Here is a 14446-nt window from a genome sequence, read left to right on the forward strand (position 1 = left end):
CATGGCCTGGACTCGTGAAGAAATGGCGCATCGTGCCGCCCAAGAACTGCAGGACGGTTTCTACGTCAACCTGGGTATCGGTTTGCCCACCCTGGTGGCGAACTACATTCCTGAAGGTATGGATGTGTGGTTGCAAAGCGAAAATGGCCTGCTGGGCATTGGTCCGTTTCCGACTGACGATGAAGTCGATGCCGACCTGATCAACGCCGGCAAGCAAACCATCACGACTTTGCCGGGGAGCAGCTTCTTCAACAGTGCCGATTCGTTCGCGATGATTCGTGGCGGTCATATCAACTTGTCGATTCTGGGGGCGATGCAGGTGTCCGAGAAGGGCGACCTGGCCAACTGGATGATCCCCGGCAAGATGGTCAAGGGCATGGGCGGGGCGATGGACCTGGTGGCCGGGGTCAAGCGCGTTGTCGTGCTGATGGAGCACACGGCCAAGGGCGGCACCCATAAACTGCTCAAGCAGTGTGATCTGCCGCTGACGGGCGTGGCCGTGGTCGACCGGATTATCACCGATCTGGCCGTGCTGGATGTGACCGGGCAAGGACTCAAGCTGGTGGAGCTGGCGCCGGGAGTCACCCGCGAGCAGCTTCAAGAGGCCACGGGCTGCGCAATCAACGGTTAGGAGCCAAGCCTCTCGTAGCGGCTGCCGTAGGAACGAGGCTGCTGCTACGCAGACGACTGCCTTCCAGTTTTAAAGTGTTTTCGCCGGGTCAAATACGCAAAAAGCCCCAAAAGGGGCTTTTTGCTTAAACGTGAATCAGCGTTCCAGGTCGACGATCTTGCCTGGTTTGCCATCCCACTCGGCCGCGTCCGGCAGAGGGTCTTTGCGTTCAGTGATATTTGGCCAGATTTCAGCCAGCTCGACGTTCAACTGAATGAAATTCTCCATGCCGGCAGGCACTTCATCTTCAGAGAAGATCGCCTGTGCAGGGCATTCAGGCTCACAAAGCGCGCAGTCAATGCACTCATCCGGGTGAATCACCAGGAAGTTCGGGCCTTCGTAAAAGCAGTCCACCGGACAGACTTCTACGCAGTCGGTGTACTTGCACTTGATGCAGTTGTCGGTGACGACGAAGGTCATTTCTAATTCTCTCCTCAGGCGGCGGCAGCGAAGCCCTTCCAGAACGGGTTCGCCGGGTTCGGGAGTGATATCTAAAGACCAGGCTAAAAGGTCAGTAGCATCCCGAACCGCGCGCGATTCTAGCAGCTTTTAAAGGCGTGTCTTTAATGTGTAGAGCAAATCGAGCGCTTTACGTGGCGTCATGTTGTCCAGATCGGCCCTGGAAAGGTCATCCAGCACCGGGTGCGGCAGGCTGGCAAACAGGTCGCTTTGTTGTGGCGCAGGCTTTTTGCCAGGCTTCGCAAGTGGCACTTCATGGGGCAGGCTGGTGGTCTCCAGGCGGCTCAAATGCTCGCGGGCACGGCTGATGACTTCACTCGGTACCCCCGCCAGTTGCGCCACGGCCAGGCCATAACTCTGGCTGGCCGGGCCCGGCAGAACATGGTGCAGGAACACGATACGTTCATTGTGCTCGGTTGCGCTCAAATGCACGTTGGCGACCAGCGGTTCACTTTCGGGCAGTACCGTCAGTTCGAAGTAGTGCGTGGCAAACAAGGTGTAGGCGCGCAACTGGGCCAGACGTTCTGCTGCAGCCCAGGCCAGGGACAGGCCGTCAAAGGTACTGGTGCCACGACCCACTTCGTCCATCAGCACCAGGCTGCGTTCGGTGGCGTTGTGCAAAATATTGGCGGTTTCGCTCATCTCGACCATAAAGGTCGAACGGCCACCTGCCAGGTCATCACTGGAACCGATCCGGGTAAAAATCCGGTCAACCAGCGACAGCTCGCAACTGGCTGCTGGCACAAAACTGCCGATATGGGCCAGCAATACGATCAATGCAGTCTGGCGCATATAAGTCGATTTACCGCCCATGTTAGGACCGGTAATCACCAGCATGCGGGTGTTGTCATCCAGCCCCAGGTCGTTGGCCACAAACGGCGTAGTCAGCACTTGCTCGACCACCGGGTGGCGACCCTGGCTGATGCGCATGCACGGCTCTTCAACAAAGCGCGGGCAGTTCAGGTCCAGGTTCAGCGCACGCTCGGCCAGGTTGCTCAGCACATCCAGCTCGGCCAGGGCGGCGGCGGTGTCCTGCAGCGGTGCGAGGTGGCCGATCATCTCTTCGAGCAATGCCTCATAGAGCATTTTCTCACGAGCCAGGGCACGGCTCTTGGCCGACAGGGCCTTGTCTTCGAAGGCTTTCAGCTCAGGGGTGATAAAGCGTTCGGCGCCTTTGAGCGTCTGGCGGCGGATGTAATCGGCCGGAGCCTGTTCGGCCTGTTTGCTTGGCAGCTCGATAAAGTAGCCGTGGACCCGGTTGTAACCGACCTTGAGGTTGGACAGGCCGGTGCGGGCTTTTTCTCGGGCTTCCAGGTCAATCAGGAACTGGCCGGCGTTTTCGCTCAGTGCCTGCAACTCGTCCAGCTCGGCGTCATAGCCGGTTTTAAGCACGCCGCCATCGCGGATCACCGCGGGTGGGTTATCATTGATGGCTTTTTCCAGCAGTGCGCCCAGTTCGGGGTAGGTGCTGGTGATCGTGGCCAGTTGCTGCAAGTGCGGCGCTTCGAGGCCGAGCATGGCGTCTTGCAGTTCCGGCAGCGCGTTCAAGGCATCACGCAGGCGGGCCAGGTCGCGGGGGCGCGCGTTGCGCAGGCCGATACGGGCCAGGATCCGCTCCAGGTCACCGATTTCCTTGAGCTGTGGCTGCAGCTTTTCAAAGCGATAGCCATCGAGCAGGCAGGTAATTGAAGACTGGCGCGCCAGCAGCACGCTCAAATCGCGCAACGGACGGTTCAACCAGCGGGTCAGCAAGCGGCTGCCCATCGAGGTCTGGCAACGGTCGACCACCGATTGCAGGGTATTGTCGCGACCGCCGGCCAGGTTGGTGTCCAGCTCCAGGTTGCGGCGGCTGGCGCCGTCGAGCACCACGGTGTCGTCCAGGCGCTCATGGCGCAGGCTGCGCAAGTGGGGCAGGGCCGTGCGCTGGGTTTCCTTGGCATAGCTGAGCAGGCAGCCTGCAGCGCCGATGGCCAGGGTCAGGTTTTCGCAGCCAAAGCCTTTTAGATCCTGGGTTGAGAACTGCTGGCACAGGCTTTTCAGGGCCGAGTCACGCTCAAAGTCCCACGGCGCACGGCGACGAACGCCACGACGTTTTTCCGCTGGCAGGCCTTGTGGCCAGTCATCCGGGATCATCAGCTCAACCGGGTTGATGCGCTCAAGCTCTGCCAGCAGGTTTTCCCAGCCCTTGATCTCCAGCACCGAGAAGTTGCCACTGGTGATATCCAGCACGGCGAGGCCAAACAGACGCTCATCGCCCAGCACCGCGGCAATCAGGTTGTCGCGGCGCTCATCCATCAGCGCCTCGTCACTGACGGTGCCCGGGGTGATGATGCGTACGACCTGACGCTCAACCGGGCCTTTGCTGGTGGCCGGGTCGCCGACCTGCTCGCAGATCACTACCGACTCCCCCAGCTTGACCAGCTTGGCCAGGTAACCTTCGGCCGCATGGTAAGGGATCCCGCACATCGGAATCGCCTGCCCGGCAGACTGGCCACGTGCCGTGAGGGTGATGTCCAGCAGTTTGGCGGCTTTCTTCGCGTCTTCGTAGAAGATTTCGTAGAAATCGCCCATGCGATAAAACATCAGCTGGTCAGGGTGCTGGTTCTTCAGGCGCCAGTACTGCTGCATCATCGGGGTATGGCTGGACAGGTCGGAAGTATTTTTACTCATCAGGACTTAGGCGGATTCGTTCAGAAGTGGGGGAAAGGCAGGCCGTGGCCTGAGGTTTTCGCAATGGGCGCAAGGTTAACATGTCAGCCCCTTGCATCTACAGGTGCGCACCGGGCGCGCTGACTGGCTGCTATAAATAGAAGAAATAGCATTTGCCATCAATAAACACGGCCAGCACTATTGCCGCCATGTCAAAACGAACTGTTTCAACCGTCCTTAAAGAGCTGCTGGCCCGGCACGGTATCAGCGCGATGGCGCTTCACCGCAGTACGGGAGTACCGCAACCTACGTTGTCGCGAATATTGAGCGGCAAAATTGCCGATCCTTCCGACAGGCATATCTCCAAAATCGCCGAGTATTTCCACATCAGCACCGATCGCTTGCGCGGCCGGGAGGATGTGCGGGTGCCTGAAATCGAGCTACGTCACCCAGAGTTGCGTGATATTTGCCTGTGGGATGACGACACCCCGGTGGCGGACGATGAAGTGTCCATTCCATTTTTGCGTCAGGTTGAACTGGCCGCCGGCTCAGGGCGCTTTGCCATTGAGGAGAGCGAACGCGCCAGGTTGCGTTTCGGCAAGCGCAGCCTGCGCCATAACGGCGTGGAGTTCGATCAGGCCAAGTGCGTGACCGTACGCGGCGACAGCATGCTGCCAGTCCTGCGCGATGGCGCAACGGTGGGAGTCAATGCGGGCAAACGTACCCTTGACGAAGTGGTTGATGGCGACCTGTATGCGGTCAATCACAATGGCCAGTTGCGGGTGAAACAGGTGTATCGCCTGGCGGGCGGTATTCGTTTGCGCAGTTTCAATCGCGACGAGTTCCCGGATGAGGACTACGCCTACAACGATCTCGAGGATGAACAACTGGTCATTCTTGGTCATGTGTTCTGGTGGGGCATGTACGCCCGCTAACCATAACTCTTGGAACACCCTGTGGGAGCGAGCCTGCTCGCGAATCAGCTTTCGCGAGCAGTATTTTCACCCAACCAACAGACAATTCTCACCGTATTTGCATGTCTTGGCCGACTTGTTGAAATTGTCCGAATAAATATATGCACTGGTGCATTGACTGTATATCCATACATGCATAGTCTTTATTCCATTGCGGCCAACGATGGATCTCAGGCAGGGGTATGACGTTTCAGCCAGACCGGAAATTGGCGCTTATCAATAAGGACACAGGAGTGATCACATGATGAATGAACCGCAAGTCTTACTGGAAATGCCGGTTTTACTGGTCATCCTCCTTGCCTTGGTAGGCGGCGTTTTTGGCGAGATGTGGCGGGCAGACAAGGACGGCACCAGCGGATGGCCACTGATGCGGCGCCTGGCGTTGCGTTCGGGCGCGTGCGTGGTGTGCGGTGTCTCGACCTTTATGCTGCTGTACTCGGCCGGGATGTCGATTCTGGCCGCACTGGCCGGTGCAGATGCGGCAATCAGCCTGTACCAGCGCTGGGCCGCGAAGCGGCTCGGGGTAGATGCTGCGCCCGGTGACTCGCGGATCGAGCCGTAACAGGCGCTTTTTGGTGTAGGTTATGGCGCAGACCCGCCATCAGGAGAGGACAGTGGATCAAATATCTCAACTTGCATCTGAACTCGGGCTGCTGTTAAAGGCTCTCAATGCCCAGGTGACAACCGCCGAGTCCTGCACCGGTGGCGGCATTGCCGAGGCCATCACCCGTATTGCCGGCAGCTCCGCGTGGTTTGAGGCGGGGTTTGTGACCTACTCCAACCAGCAAAAGACCCGGCAACTGGAGGTTCCCGAGCCTTTATTCACCCGGGTGGGGGCGGTCAGCCGCGAGGTGGTCGAGGCGATGGTGCAGGGTGCGCAGGGCCAAAGCGGGGCGCGATTTGCCGTGGCGGTCAGTGGTGTGGCCGGGCCGGGGGGCGGTTCGCCCGAGAAGCCGGTCGGCACCGTGTGGCTGGCGTGGGGCGCCGGCGACGAGGTATCCAGCGAGCGCAGGCACTTTGCGGGCAACCGCGATGAGGTGCGCCGGCAAACCGTGATTGCCGCTCTGGAAGGTTTAATACGCCGAACGGTACGAGAAATAAAAAATCAGGGGTAGGCGATCCTCTAACCCTGTGGAATAATACTGGCTACTTATACAGTTATCGGCCGTCGGGCCTTATTGATTACGAGAGGACTTTAATGGACGACAACAAGAAGAAAGCCTTGGCTGCGGCCCTGGGTCAGATCGAACGTCAATTCGGCAAGGGAGCCGTGATGCTGATGGGCGACCAGGAGCGTCAGGCCGTGCCGGCGATCTCCACCGGCTCGTTGGGTCTGGACATCGCACTGGGCATTGGCGGTCTGCCAAAAGGCCGTATTGTTGAAATCTACGGCCCTGAGTCGTCGGGTAAAACCACCTTGACCCTGTCCGTGATTGCACAGGCGCAAAAGGCCGGTGCTACCTGCGCCTTCGTCGATGCCGAGCACGCCCTTGATCCTGAGTACGCTGCCAAACTGGGCGTAAACGTTGATGACCTGCTGGTTTCACAGCCTGACACCGGCGAACAGGCACTGGAAATCACCGATATGCTGGTGCGTTCCAATGCGGTTGACGTGATCATCATCGACTCCGTTGCTGCACTGACGCCAAAAGCTGAAATCGAAGGCGACATGGGCGATACCCACGTTGGCCTGCAAGCCCGTCTGATGTCGCAAGCGCTGCGTAAAATCACCGGTAACATCAAGAACGCCAACTGCCTGGTTATCTTCATCAACCAGATCCGCATGAAAATCGGCGTGATGTTCGGCAGCCCTGAAACCACCACCGGTGGTAACGCACTGAAGTTCTACGCTTCGGTACGTCTGGATATCCGCCGCACCGGCGCCGTAAAAGAAGGCGATGTGGTGGTGGGTAGCGAAACCCGTGTGAAAGTGGTCAAGAACAAGGTGGCACCACCGTTCCGTCAGGCTGAATTCCAGATCCTGTACGGCAAGGGTATCTACCTGAACGGTGAAATGATTGACCTGGGCGTACTGCATGGCTTTGTTGAAAAAGCTGGCGCCTGGTACAGCTACAACGGCAGCAAAATCGGTCAGGGCAAGGCCAACTCCGCCAAGTTCCTGGACGATAACCCGGACATCAAGGATGCGCTGGAGAAGCAGCTGCGTGAGAAGTTGCTCGGGCCAAAAACCGATGCCGAACTGGCAGAACTGAAAGTCATGCCAAAAATGAGCAAGGCTGCCAAAGAAGCTGCAGCGCTGGCTGAAGCCGAAGAAATGGAAAACGCCACCGACGGCGATAACTGATCACTGCCATGATTGCCGTCCTGGATACCCCCGTCGCGGTGCGACGGACTGCAATGGATCTGCTCGCGCGACGCGAGCACGGTCGAGTCGAGCTGACGCGCAAGTTGCGTCAGCGCGGCGCTTGCCCCGACATGATCGACGCTGCCCTTGACCGTTTGACGGAAGAGGGGCTGTTGTCCGAGTCTCGTTACCTTGAAAGCTATATCAACTACCGTGCCGGTTCCGGTTATGGCCCTTTGCGAATTCGTGAAGAGCTTGGCCAGCGTGGGCTGGTGCGTGGAGATATAGAGGAGGCGTTGCGAGAATGCGGTTTCGACTGGCAAGAGCGACTGGAAGAGACCTGGCGCCGCAAGTTTTCCGGTCAGTTGCCCGCTGATGCAAAAGAGCGTGCCCGCCAGGGGCGCTTTTTGAGTTACCGCGGTTACCCGCTTGAAATGATCGGCCGCCTGTTAAGCGGCCGAGAGTTTGATGACTGAAGCTGTTGGCGCTCGTACCCTTTAAGGTTCGGATTCAGTGGGCGCCACAAAACCTGTGGGAGCAGGCTTGCCTGCGAAGGCGGCAATGCGGTTTGCCTGCCAGATCGTGCCGCCTGCATCGCGAGCAAGCCCGCTCCCACAGTACCAGCCCACTTACCAATTCCGGCTTAATCAGCCAGCGACTCGTGCATCTGCGCCGTAGGCGCATTATCAGTTGCAGCCCAGTTTTGCGGCAGGTTGATAAAGTCGACCAGTTCGCGCAGCCGTCCCTGATTGCGCCCGCTAAACGCAAAGCCCAGGCAGGTCAGGTGGTTGAGTTTTGGGTCGTCATGTTCAAAGTGGCAGTATTGCTCTTGATGGAAGCCGTCACTCAGGCAGATATCGGCAAACGCCTGCTGTATCTCCTTGAGTGCCTGCACACTGACCGGCCGCTTCATGCGGATCACAAAAGTTTTGTTCAACCAGCGGCTTGAATGGAAGTTGCTGTAGAACTGGTTGATTTCAGCAAGGGCCTCTTCGGCGCTATGCACCAGGCGCATCAACTTCAAATCGTTGGGCAGGATGTACTGGTTGGCTTCCAGCTGGTTGTGAATAAAGTCCAGCGCCCCCTGCCAGAACTTGCCCCCCGGCACATCCAGTAAAACTACCGGCACCAACGGGGTTTTACCCGTTTGCATCAGGGTCACTACTTCCAGCACTTCATCCAGCGTGCCAAAACCGCCCGGGCACATCACCAGAGCATCTGCTTCCTTGGTGAAAAACAGTTTGCGGGTAAAGAAAAAGTGAAACGCCAGAACATTGGGCGTGCCATTGATGGTGGGGTTGGCCCGTTGCTCGAACGGCAGGGTGATATTGAACCCCAAACTGTGAGCCAGGCCTGCACCTTCATGGGCGGCAGCCATGATGCCAGCGCCGCCGCCGGTAATGACCATCATGTCGGACTTGGCCAGCACGCTGCCCATTTCCCGTGCCAGGGCATAGAGCGGGTGTTCTACCGGGGTTCTGGCCGAGCCGAAGACCGTGACTTTGCGACGGCCCTTGAACTGCTCCAGGGTGCGAAAGGTTTTTTCCAGTTCGCGAATGGCTTGCAGGGTGATCTTGGCATTCCAGCGATCAAGGTCGTCATGGGCCATGCGCAATACGGTCAGCAGCATCTCGCGGTAAAGCGCCCGGTTAGGGCTGTCGGGTGCAACCCGCTGCAGTTGCTCGTCCACTTCTTGTGCAAGCTCAAGACCCTGCTCCTGGAAAAACAGCGTCAGGGAGTCATTGGATTGATCAGGCATGTATTTCTCCTTCTACGCAACATCCTTGAAAACGCCGCAACCTGAGCAGGCGCTGAGACACTGAGTGTCACAATGATGCTTCGATGATGGTCCTGAGATGTCTTGACTGGCAATAGCTAATTGCCTGACATACATGAAGTTTAGCGGAAGGAGGCAGGGCTGCAGAGCGGGGTCATACGCCGTACGGGGTACGGCGTGGCGGGGGATTTACTTTTTGCGCTGACAGTTTTCAGCGCGGAAATCCTGGATCAGGACCGGGCTGTTGGTTTTGTACTCCCTGAAGCTGTAGCGCAGCGTGGCGCCTTGAGCCATCAGGGTACGGAAACCTGCATTGCTGCACACGCTGCGACCCAGTTGCGGCACGGTCTCTTCTGGGTTGGAGCGCATCTGGGCGGCCAGTGTCGGGCTGGCTTCCAGGTTGTTGATCAGCACAGTGCCGTCTACCGTAAAGCCTTTATCCAGCAGGTCTGCATTGATTGCTCGCGGTTTGCCTTCATTACTTTTCTCTGCAACCTTGAGCAAGGTTTTGTTCAGCTCAAAATCCTTGAGAGAGGCTGCGTGTGCGGCCAGAGGCAGTGCAAGCATTAGAGCGACGGTCGGAATGATATGGCGCAGCATGAATCTCTCCTGATTTCAGTGACGCAGACTTGGACAGGCCATATATCTGTGCGTTCAGTGGCGCGGGAGTATAGGTCAGCATAGCCATGCAGGAAATGCCAAAGGTCATGGAATCGCGCCTCTGGTAAACTTGGCTCCTTTCTATTGTGAATCCGTTTATGCGCCAATTCTGGCGAATGGACGCTTGGCGCCTTTAAAGTAAAAATCATGACCCTGACGACCTTTTCCCCGAATGCTGTAGCCCGTTTACGAGACGAGCGTGAAGAGGAGAGCACCAAACCCTACCTGGCCCGCGGCTCGCGGGCTCCGCGTTGCCATACCTGCCGTGTGATCGAAAGCCACTGCCTGTGCAGCTGGCGACCCCGGGTCGAGACACGTTCGGGGGTGTGTCTGGTCATGACTAAAAAGGAAGTGTTCAAGCCCAGCAATACCGGCTGGTTGATCGCAGATGTGGTCAAAGACAATTTTGCCTTTATCTGGTCACGCACTGAAACCGACGAAGCCTTGCTGGCGTTGCTGGCCGATCCACAATGGCAGCCGTATCTGGTGTTTCCCGGCGAGTACGTCGCGCCTGAGCGGGTAACGCACACGGTGGATCTGGACAGCAGCAAGCGTCCGTTGTTTATTCTGCTGGATGCCACCTGGACCGAAGCACGCAAGATTTTCCGCAAAAGCCCGTACTTCGACACCTTGCCGATTTTGAGCCTGCTGCCTGAGCGGCTTTCGCGTTACCGCTTGCGCCGCTCTACCCGCAGCGAGCATCTGTGTACCGCGGAAGTTGCCAGCCTGTGTCTTGAACTTGCCGGTGACTCCCAGGCCTCAAGTGCGCTGGATGCCTACTTCGATGTCTTCAGTCAGCATTATCTGGATGCCAAGAACCAGTTGCCGATCAATGAGTCCAGCGCAGCGCACCAGGAACTGGGCGTTTTTGTAAAAGACCTTCCCCAGAATCGGGCTCAATAGACTAAAGAAGTAGCGCTACAATTTTCCAACAGATGTAAGCGCGCAGCATGGCGGGTTTTTCGATGATGGCGCTCTAAGGGGTTCTACGTGGACCCGGGTGTCAGGTTTTCAGCTTGACCACCCTTGTTTCGCTGGGCATGCTTGGCGCCGATTCGGCTATCGCAGCTGTCAAAACACTTATATTTGCCGACGTTTCGCGTAAATCGCGCCCTTTGACGCACAGTCTTTGAGCTTTTGCTCGAGTTGCCTTAGCGAGTGCTGGAATTGATCAGTGCTCGCCTGAAAAACGGGATCATTTAAACAATGGCCACATACGAAATCCTGATTGCCGACGACCATCCACTGTTTCGCAGTGCCCTGCACCAGGCCGTGAGCCTGGGTCTGGGCTCTGATGTTCGCCTGGTAGAGGTCGCCAGTATTGCCGAGCTTGAAGCACAGCTGGCGGTAAAGGCAGATTGGGATCTGGTACTGCTCGACTTGAACATGCCGGGTGCTTACGGTTTCTCCGGCCTGGTGTTGTTACGTGGCCAATACCCGCAAATTCCGGTGGTGATGGTGTCGGCCCAGGAAGAAGCCTCGATCATGGTGCGTTCCCGCGAGTTCGGAGCCAGCGGCTTTATTCCGAAATCCAGTTCGCTGGAAGACATCCAGAAGGCCGTACGTGCCGTACTGGATGGTGATGTGTCATGGCCGCCCCAGGCGTTTGAGGATGTTCAGGTCTCGGCCGAGGCCAAAGCGGCCAGCGAAGGGCTGGCCAGCCTGACGCCCCAGCAGTTCCGCGTGCTGACCATGGTCTGCGAAGGTTTGCTGAACAAGCAGATCGCTTATGAGCTAAGCGTTTCCGAGGCAACCATCAAGGCCCATGTTACGGCGATTTTCCGCAAGCTGGGAGTTCGCACTCGCACCCAGGCCGCGCTACTCTTGCAGCAACTTGAATCAATTTCGAGTCATTAATCTGCGAATCTTCACGCTTTTTTGACGAAGCGTGAACTAGCGTTCCCCTCTCATTTTTTGTGCAGTTGCCTATCTATGTCGCCTTTCAAGGGTAAAACCGGTTTTAAACGGATTTTGAATGCTGGCGGTTACTCGCTGGACGGTTTGCGCGCAGCCTTTACGGGCGAGGCGGCTTTTCGGCAGTTGGTGCTGCTCAACGTGATCCTGATCCCGCTGAGCTTCTTGCTAAATGTGAGCCGCGTAGAGCGCGCATTGCTGATCGCTGTGTGCCTGCTGGCATTGATTGTCGAGTTGTTGAACTCGGCCATTGAAGCGGTGGTTGACCGAATCTCCCTCGACCTGCACCCCTTGTCGAAAAACGCCAAGGACATGGGCAGCGCTGCCCAGTTTGTGGTGCTGACCATGATTGCCGTGGTGTGGGCAGTGATCCTGCTTTAAGCAATGGTTGGCAATACGATCTCGTCGCTGCGCTGAACCCCGGCGGTGAAGGCGCGGCACAGCTCCAGAAATTCGCGCATGGCGGATGTCTGATACTTCTTTTTGTGCCAGATAAAGAAGAACTGCCGGGCCAGATCCAGTTCAGGCGTTTCCACTGCCACCAGGCTGCCGCGCCTGAAAGCGTCACGCAACGCCAGGCGTGAGATGCAGCCAATGCCCAGCCCCGACTCAACGGCGCGCTTGATCGCTTCGGTGTGTTCCAGTTCCAGGCGAATATTGAGCGACGTTTGATGATGGCGCATGGCCTGGTCGAACGTCAGGCGAGTTCCCGAGCCTTGTTCGCGCAAAATCCAGGCTTCACGGGTCAGCTCGTCAAGTGTGGCGCGGCCACGAGCCGCCAGTGGATGCTGCGGGGCGCAAAACACCACCAGTTCATCCTCGACCCAGCTCTGCACTTCAATATCCGGGTGGGCGCAATCGCCTTCGATCAGACCCAGATCAATTTCGTAGTGGGCGACTTGTTGCACGATATGAGCCGTGTTCTGAACCACCAGCTTGACCTGACTTTCCGGGTGCGCCTGCATAAAGCTGCCGATCAGCAGGGTGGCCAGGTAGTTGCCGATGGTCAGTGTCGCGCCGACGGTCAATGAGCCAAAACCGGACTTGCCATTAAGCAGGTCTTCGATCTCCTTGGCCTGATCCAGTAATGCGACAGCCTGTGGCAGCAATTGCCGGCCCAGTGCGTTGAGACTCAAGCGCTTGCCGGCACGGTCGAACAGCTGGCAGCTGGTCTGGCGCTCCAGTTCGGTGATCGAGGTACTGGCAGCAGATTGTGAAAGGGCCAACAAGCCGGCAGCGCGAGACACGCTCTCTTGTTGGGCGACGGCGACGAAAACCTGGAGTTGTCTGAGAGTAAATCGCATATCGATATAACCGATAACCCTTATCTTGATAATTCAGTTAACAGATATTGTCGCCGCCATTAGAATGCTGTGCAATCGCGCCCATAGTCAGCGCAGGCGAATTTAGGAGCCCCGTACATGAGCAACATGAACCACGAACGTGTCCTCAGTGTTCATCACTGGAACGACACCCTGTTCAGCTTCAAGTGTACCCGTGACCCGGGCTTGCGCTTCGAGAACGGTCAGTTCGTGATGATCGGCCTGCAACAGCCCAATGGCCGTCCGCTTATGCGTGCCTACTCGATTGCCAGCCCGAACTGGGAAGAGCATCTGGAGTTCTTCAGCATCAAGGTGCCTGATGGCCCGCTGACCTCCCAGTTGCAGCACTTGAAGGAAGGCGACGAGATCATCATCAGCAAAAAACCTACGGGTACGCTGGTGCTGGACGACTTGAAGCCGGGCAAGCATCTGTATCTGCTCAGCACCGGCACCGGTCTGGCGCCCTTTATGAGCGTTATCCAGGATCCGGAAACCTACGAGCGTTTCGAAAAAGTGATCCTGTGCCACGGTGTGCGTTACGTCAATGAAGTCGCTTACCGCGAATTCATTACCGAGCACCTGCCGCAGAACGAATTCTTCGGCGAAGCGCTGCGTGAAAAGCTGATCTACTACCCGACCGTGACCCGCGAGCCATTCGAGAATGAAGGCCGCCTGACCGATCTGATGCGCAGCGGCAAGCTGTTCAGCGATATCGGTCTGCCGCCGATCAACCCGCAGGACGACCGTGCCATGTTGTGCGGCAGCCCGAGCATGCTCGACGAGACCAGCGAAGTGCTTAACAGCTTCGGCCTGAAAGTTTCGCCGCGTATGCGGGAGCCGGGTGATTACCTGATCGAGCGTGCTTTCGTCGAGAAGTAACAAACGCAGATCGATACAAATGTGGGAGCGGGCTTGCCCGCGATTGTGGAGTCTCAGCCACCGCATGGGTGACTGACAGGCCGTAATCGCGAGCAAGCCCGCTCCCACATTGCGTTTCAGGTCACGGCTTGGGAATCACCTCAAGCACACGGATCAAACCAGGCTCGGGGTAATGCCAGCGTACATCCAGATCCCAGAACTGCGCGCCGTATTCTCGTTCGGCTGTGGGCGTCTGGTAAGCAGGGCGTGGATCTTGCGCCAGGCATTGCTCGATCAGCTCCACCAGCGGCTCCTGAAGGCGCAGGGCTTCCCTGTGGGCCTGTTGCAGGGCGCTGTCGGCCCATCGCACGGGGATCAATACCGGTGCGGCGCTGGCCATGCCATTGCTGGCATCGCTGATGATATCGGCGTAGGGCACATAGGGTTTGATATCCAGAATCGGCGTGCCGTCGAGCAGGTCGATGCCGGAAATCCACAGGCGATTGGCTTCTACCTTGTCCAGCTTGACCACTGACTGGCCGATGCCGTTCGGGCGATGGGTGGCGCGGGTGGCAAACACGCCCATCGACTTGTTGCCGCCCAGGCGTGGCGGGCGCACCTTGAGGCGAGGCTTGTCTTCAAGTGCCTGATGAAACACAAACAGCAACCAGACATGGCTGACCTGCTCCAGGCCCTGCACCGCATCGCCCTGGTCAAAGGGTGCGACCAGTTCCAGCACGCCACGGGCGGCCGGTGCCAGTTGTGGCTGGCGCGGGATGGCGAACTTCTCCTTGAAGCAGGAGCGCACAAAGCCGATGGGGGAGACGGTGTAGGGCATGGGAGATATCGGGCTGGTGG

General features: G+C 57.8%; 16 protein-coding genes. 10 read left to right on the forward strand and 6 right to left on the reverse strand.

The genetic code is table 11. From position 1 onward, the window contains the following. Window position 1: 1 nt before the first annotated feature. Complete coding sequence (locus HBN79_RS15775) at window positions 2-631, forward strand: CoA transferase subunit B (RefSeq protein ID WP_095019809.1); 630 nt, start codon at window positions 2-4, stop codon at window positions 629-631. Between the two features lie 135 nt (window positions 632-766). On the opposite strand, the gene fdxA is transcribed toward HBN79_RS15775, so the two are convergent. After that, entirely contained in the window at window positions 767-1090 is a 324-nt protein-coding gene (fdxA, locus tag HBN79_RS15780; protein WP_016779762.1) for a ferredoxin FdxA, read from the reverse strand. Between the two features lie 129 nt (window positions 1091-1219). Beyond that, entirely contained in the window at window positions 1220-3799 is a 2580-nt protein-coding gene (gene mutS, locus HBN79_RS15785; protein WP_095003014.1) for a DNA mismatch repair protein MutS, read from the reverse strand. A gap of 188 nt (window positions 3800-3987) precedes the next feature. Between mutS and HBN79_RS15790 the strand changes: the two genes are divergently transcribed. The 5 genes from HBN79_RS15790 to recX all read left to right on the forward strand — a co-directional run bounded on the left by HBN79_RS15790 (window position 3988) and on the right by recX (window position 7533). After that, window positions 3988-4713 carry an XRE family transcriptional regulator gene (locus HBN79_RS15790; RefSeq protein ID WP_095019810.1) on the forward strand — a complete coding sequence of 242 codons (726 nt, stop codon included), beginning with the start codon at window positions 3988-3990 and terminating at the stop codon, window positions 4711-4713. Window positions 4714-4993: 280 nt separating this feature from the next. Next, the gene (locus tag HBN79_RS15795) at window positions 4994-5314 is read left to right on the forward strand and encodes a phage holin family protein (RefSeq protein ID WP_169916873.1); all 321 of its coding nucleotides are present in this window, start codon (window positions 4994-4996) and stop codon (window positions 5312-5314) included. Window positions 5315-5366: 52 nt separating this feature from the next. Further along, complete coding sequence (locus HBN79_RS15800; protein ID WP_095020419.1) at window positions 5367-5867, forward strand: CinA family protein; 501 nt, start codon at window positions 5367-5369, stop codon at window positions 5865-5867. A gap of 83 nt (window positions 5868-5950) precedes the next feature. After that, the gene (gene recA, locus HBN79_RS15805; protein WP_016779767.1) at window positions 5951-7057 is read left to right on the forward strand and encodes a recombinase RecA; all 1107 of its coding nucleotides are present in this window, start codon (window positions 5951-5953) and stop codon (window positions 7055-7057) included. 8 nt (window positions 7058-7065) lie between these two features. Continuing rightward, the gene (gene recX, locus HBN79_RS15810) at window positions 7066-7533 is read left to right on the forward strand and encodes a recombination regulator RecX (protein ID WP_095003018.1); all 468 of its coding nucleotides are present in this window, start codon (window positions 7066-7068) and stop codon (window positions 7531-7533) included. Window positions 7534-7700: 167 nt separating this feature from the next. Here the strand turns inward: recX and HBN79_RS15815 are convergent, their stop codons facing one another. Together HBN79_RS15815 and HBN79_RS15820 are read right to left on the reverse strand one after the other, a co-directional pair. Further along, a complete protein-coding gene (locus tag HBN79_RS15815) occupies window positions 7701-8816 on the reverse strand; it encodes a TIGR00730 family Rossman fold protein (protein ID WP_095003019.1) in 1116 nt (371 codons plus the stop codon). Between the two features lie 207 nt (window positions 8817-9023). After that, window positions 9024-9434, reverse strand: coding sequence for a PA3611 family quorum-sensing-regulated virulence factor (locus tag HBN79_RS15820; protein WP_095003020.1), 411 nt, complete (start codon window positions 9432-9434; stop codon window positions 9024-9026). A 207-nt stretch (window positions 9435-9641) separates the two neighbouring features. Here HBN79_RS15820 and HBN79_RS15825 point away from each other — a divergent pair, with 207 nt between their 5' ends. The 3 genes from HBN79_RS15825 (at window position 9642) to HBN79_RS15835 (ending at window position 11789) form a co-directional block, all read left to right on the forward strand. Beyond that, window positions 9642-10397 carry a tRNA-uridine aminocarboxypropyltransferase gene (locus tag HBN79_RS15825; protein WP_095003021.1) on the forward strand — a complete coding sequence of 252 codons (756 nt, stop codon included), beginning with the start codon at window positions 9642-9644 and terminating at the stop codon, window positions 10395-10397. Between the two features lie 303 nt (window positions 10398-10700). Continuing rightward, on the forward strand, window positions 10701-11351 hold the full coding sequence (erdR, locus tag HBN79_RS15830; RefSeq protein WP_095003022.1) for a response regulator transcription factor ErdR: 651 nt from the start codon (window positions 10701-10703) through the stop codon (window positions 11349-11351). Between the two features lie 75 nt (window positions 11352-11426). Beyond that, the gene (locus HBN79_RS15835) at window positions 11427-11789 is read left to right on the forward strand and encodes a diacylglycerol kinase (RefSeq protein WP_016779774.1); all 363 of its coding nucleotides are present in this window, start codon (window positions 11427-11429) and stop codon (window positions 11787-11789) included. On the opposite strand, the gene HBN79_RS15840 is transcribed toward HBN79_RS15835, so the two are convergent. Further along, complete coding sequence (locus HBN79_RS15840) at window positions 11786-12712, reverse strand: LysR family transcriptional regulator (RefSeq protein WP_095003023.1); 927 nt, start codon at window positions 12710-12712, stop codon at window positions 11786-11788. The two genes, HBN79_RS15835 and HBN79_RS15840, sit on opposite strands and share 4 nt — an antisense overlap. A 117-nt stretch (window positions 12713-12829) precedes the next feature. On the opposite strand from HBN79_RS15840, the gene fpr reads away from it, so the two are divergent. Next, window positions 12830-13609, forward strand: coding sequence for a ferredoxin-NADP reductase (gene fpr / locus HBN79_RS15845; RefSeq protein ID WP_019827846.1), 780 nt, complete (start codon window positions 12830-12832; stop codon window positions 13607-13609). A 121-nt stretch (window positions 13610-13730) separates the two neighbouring features. On the opposite strand, the gene tsaA is transcribed toward fpr, so the two are convergent. Then, window positions 13731-14426 carry a tRNA (N6-threonylcarbamoyladenosine(37)-N6)-methyltransferase TrmO gene (gene tsaA, locus HBN79_RS15850; protein ID WP_169916874.1) on the reverse strand — a complete coding sequence of 232 codons (696 nt, stop codon included), beginning with the start codon at window positions 14424-14426 and terminating at the stop codon, window positions 13731-13733. Window positions 14427-14446 lie beyond the last annotated feature (20 nt).

Origin of the sequence: Pseudomonas sp. WS 5051, from assembly GCF_012985715.1 — a bacterium.
GTDB lineage: Bacteria > Pseudomonadota > Gammaproteobacteria > Pseudomonadales > Pseudomonadaceae > Aquipseudomonas > Aquipseudomonas bubulae.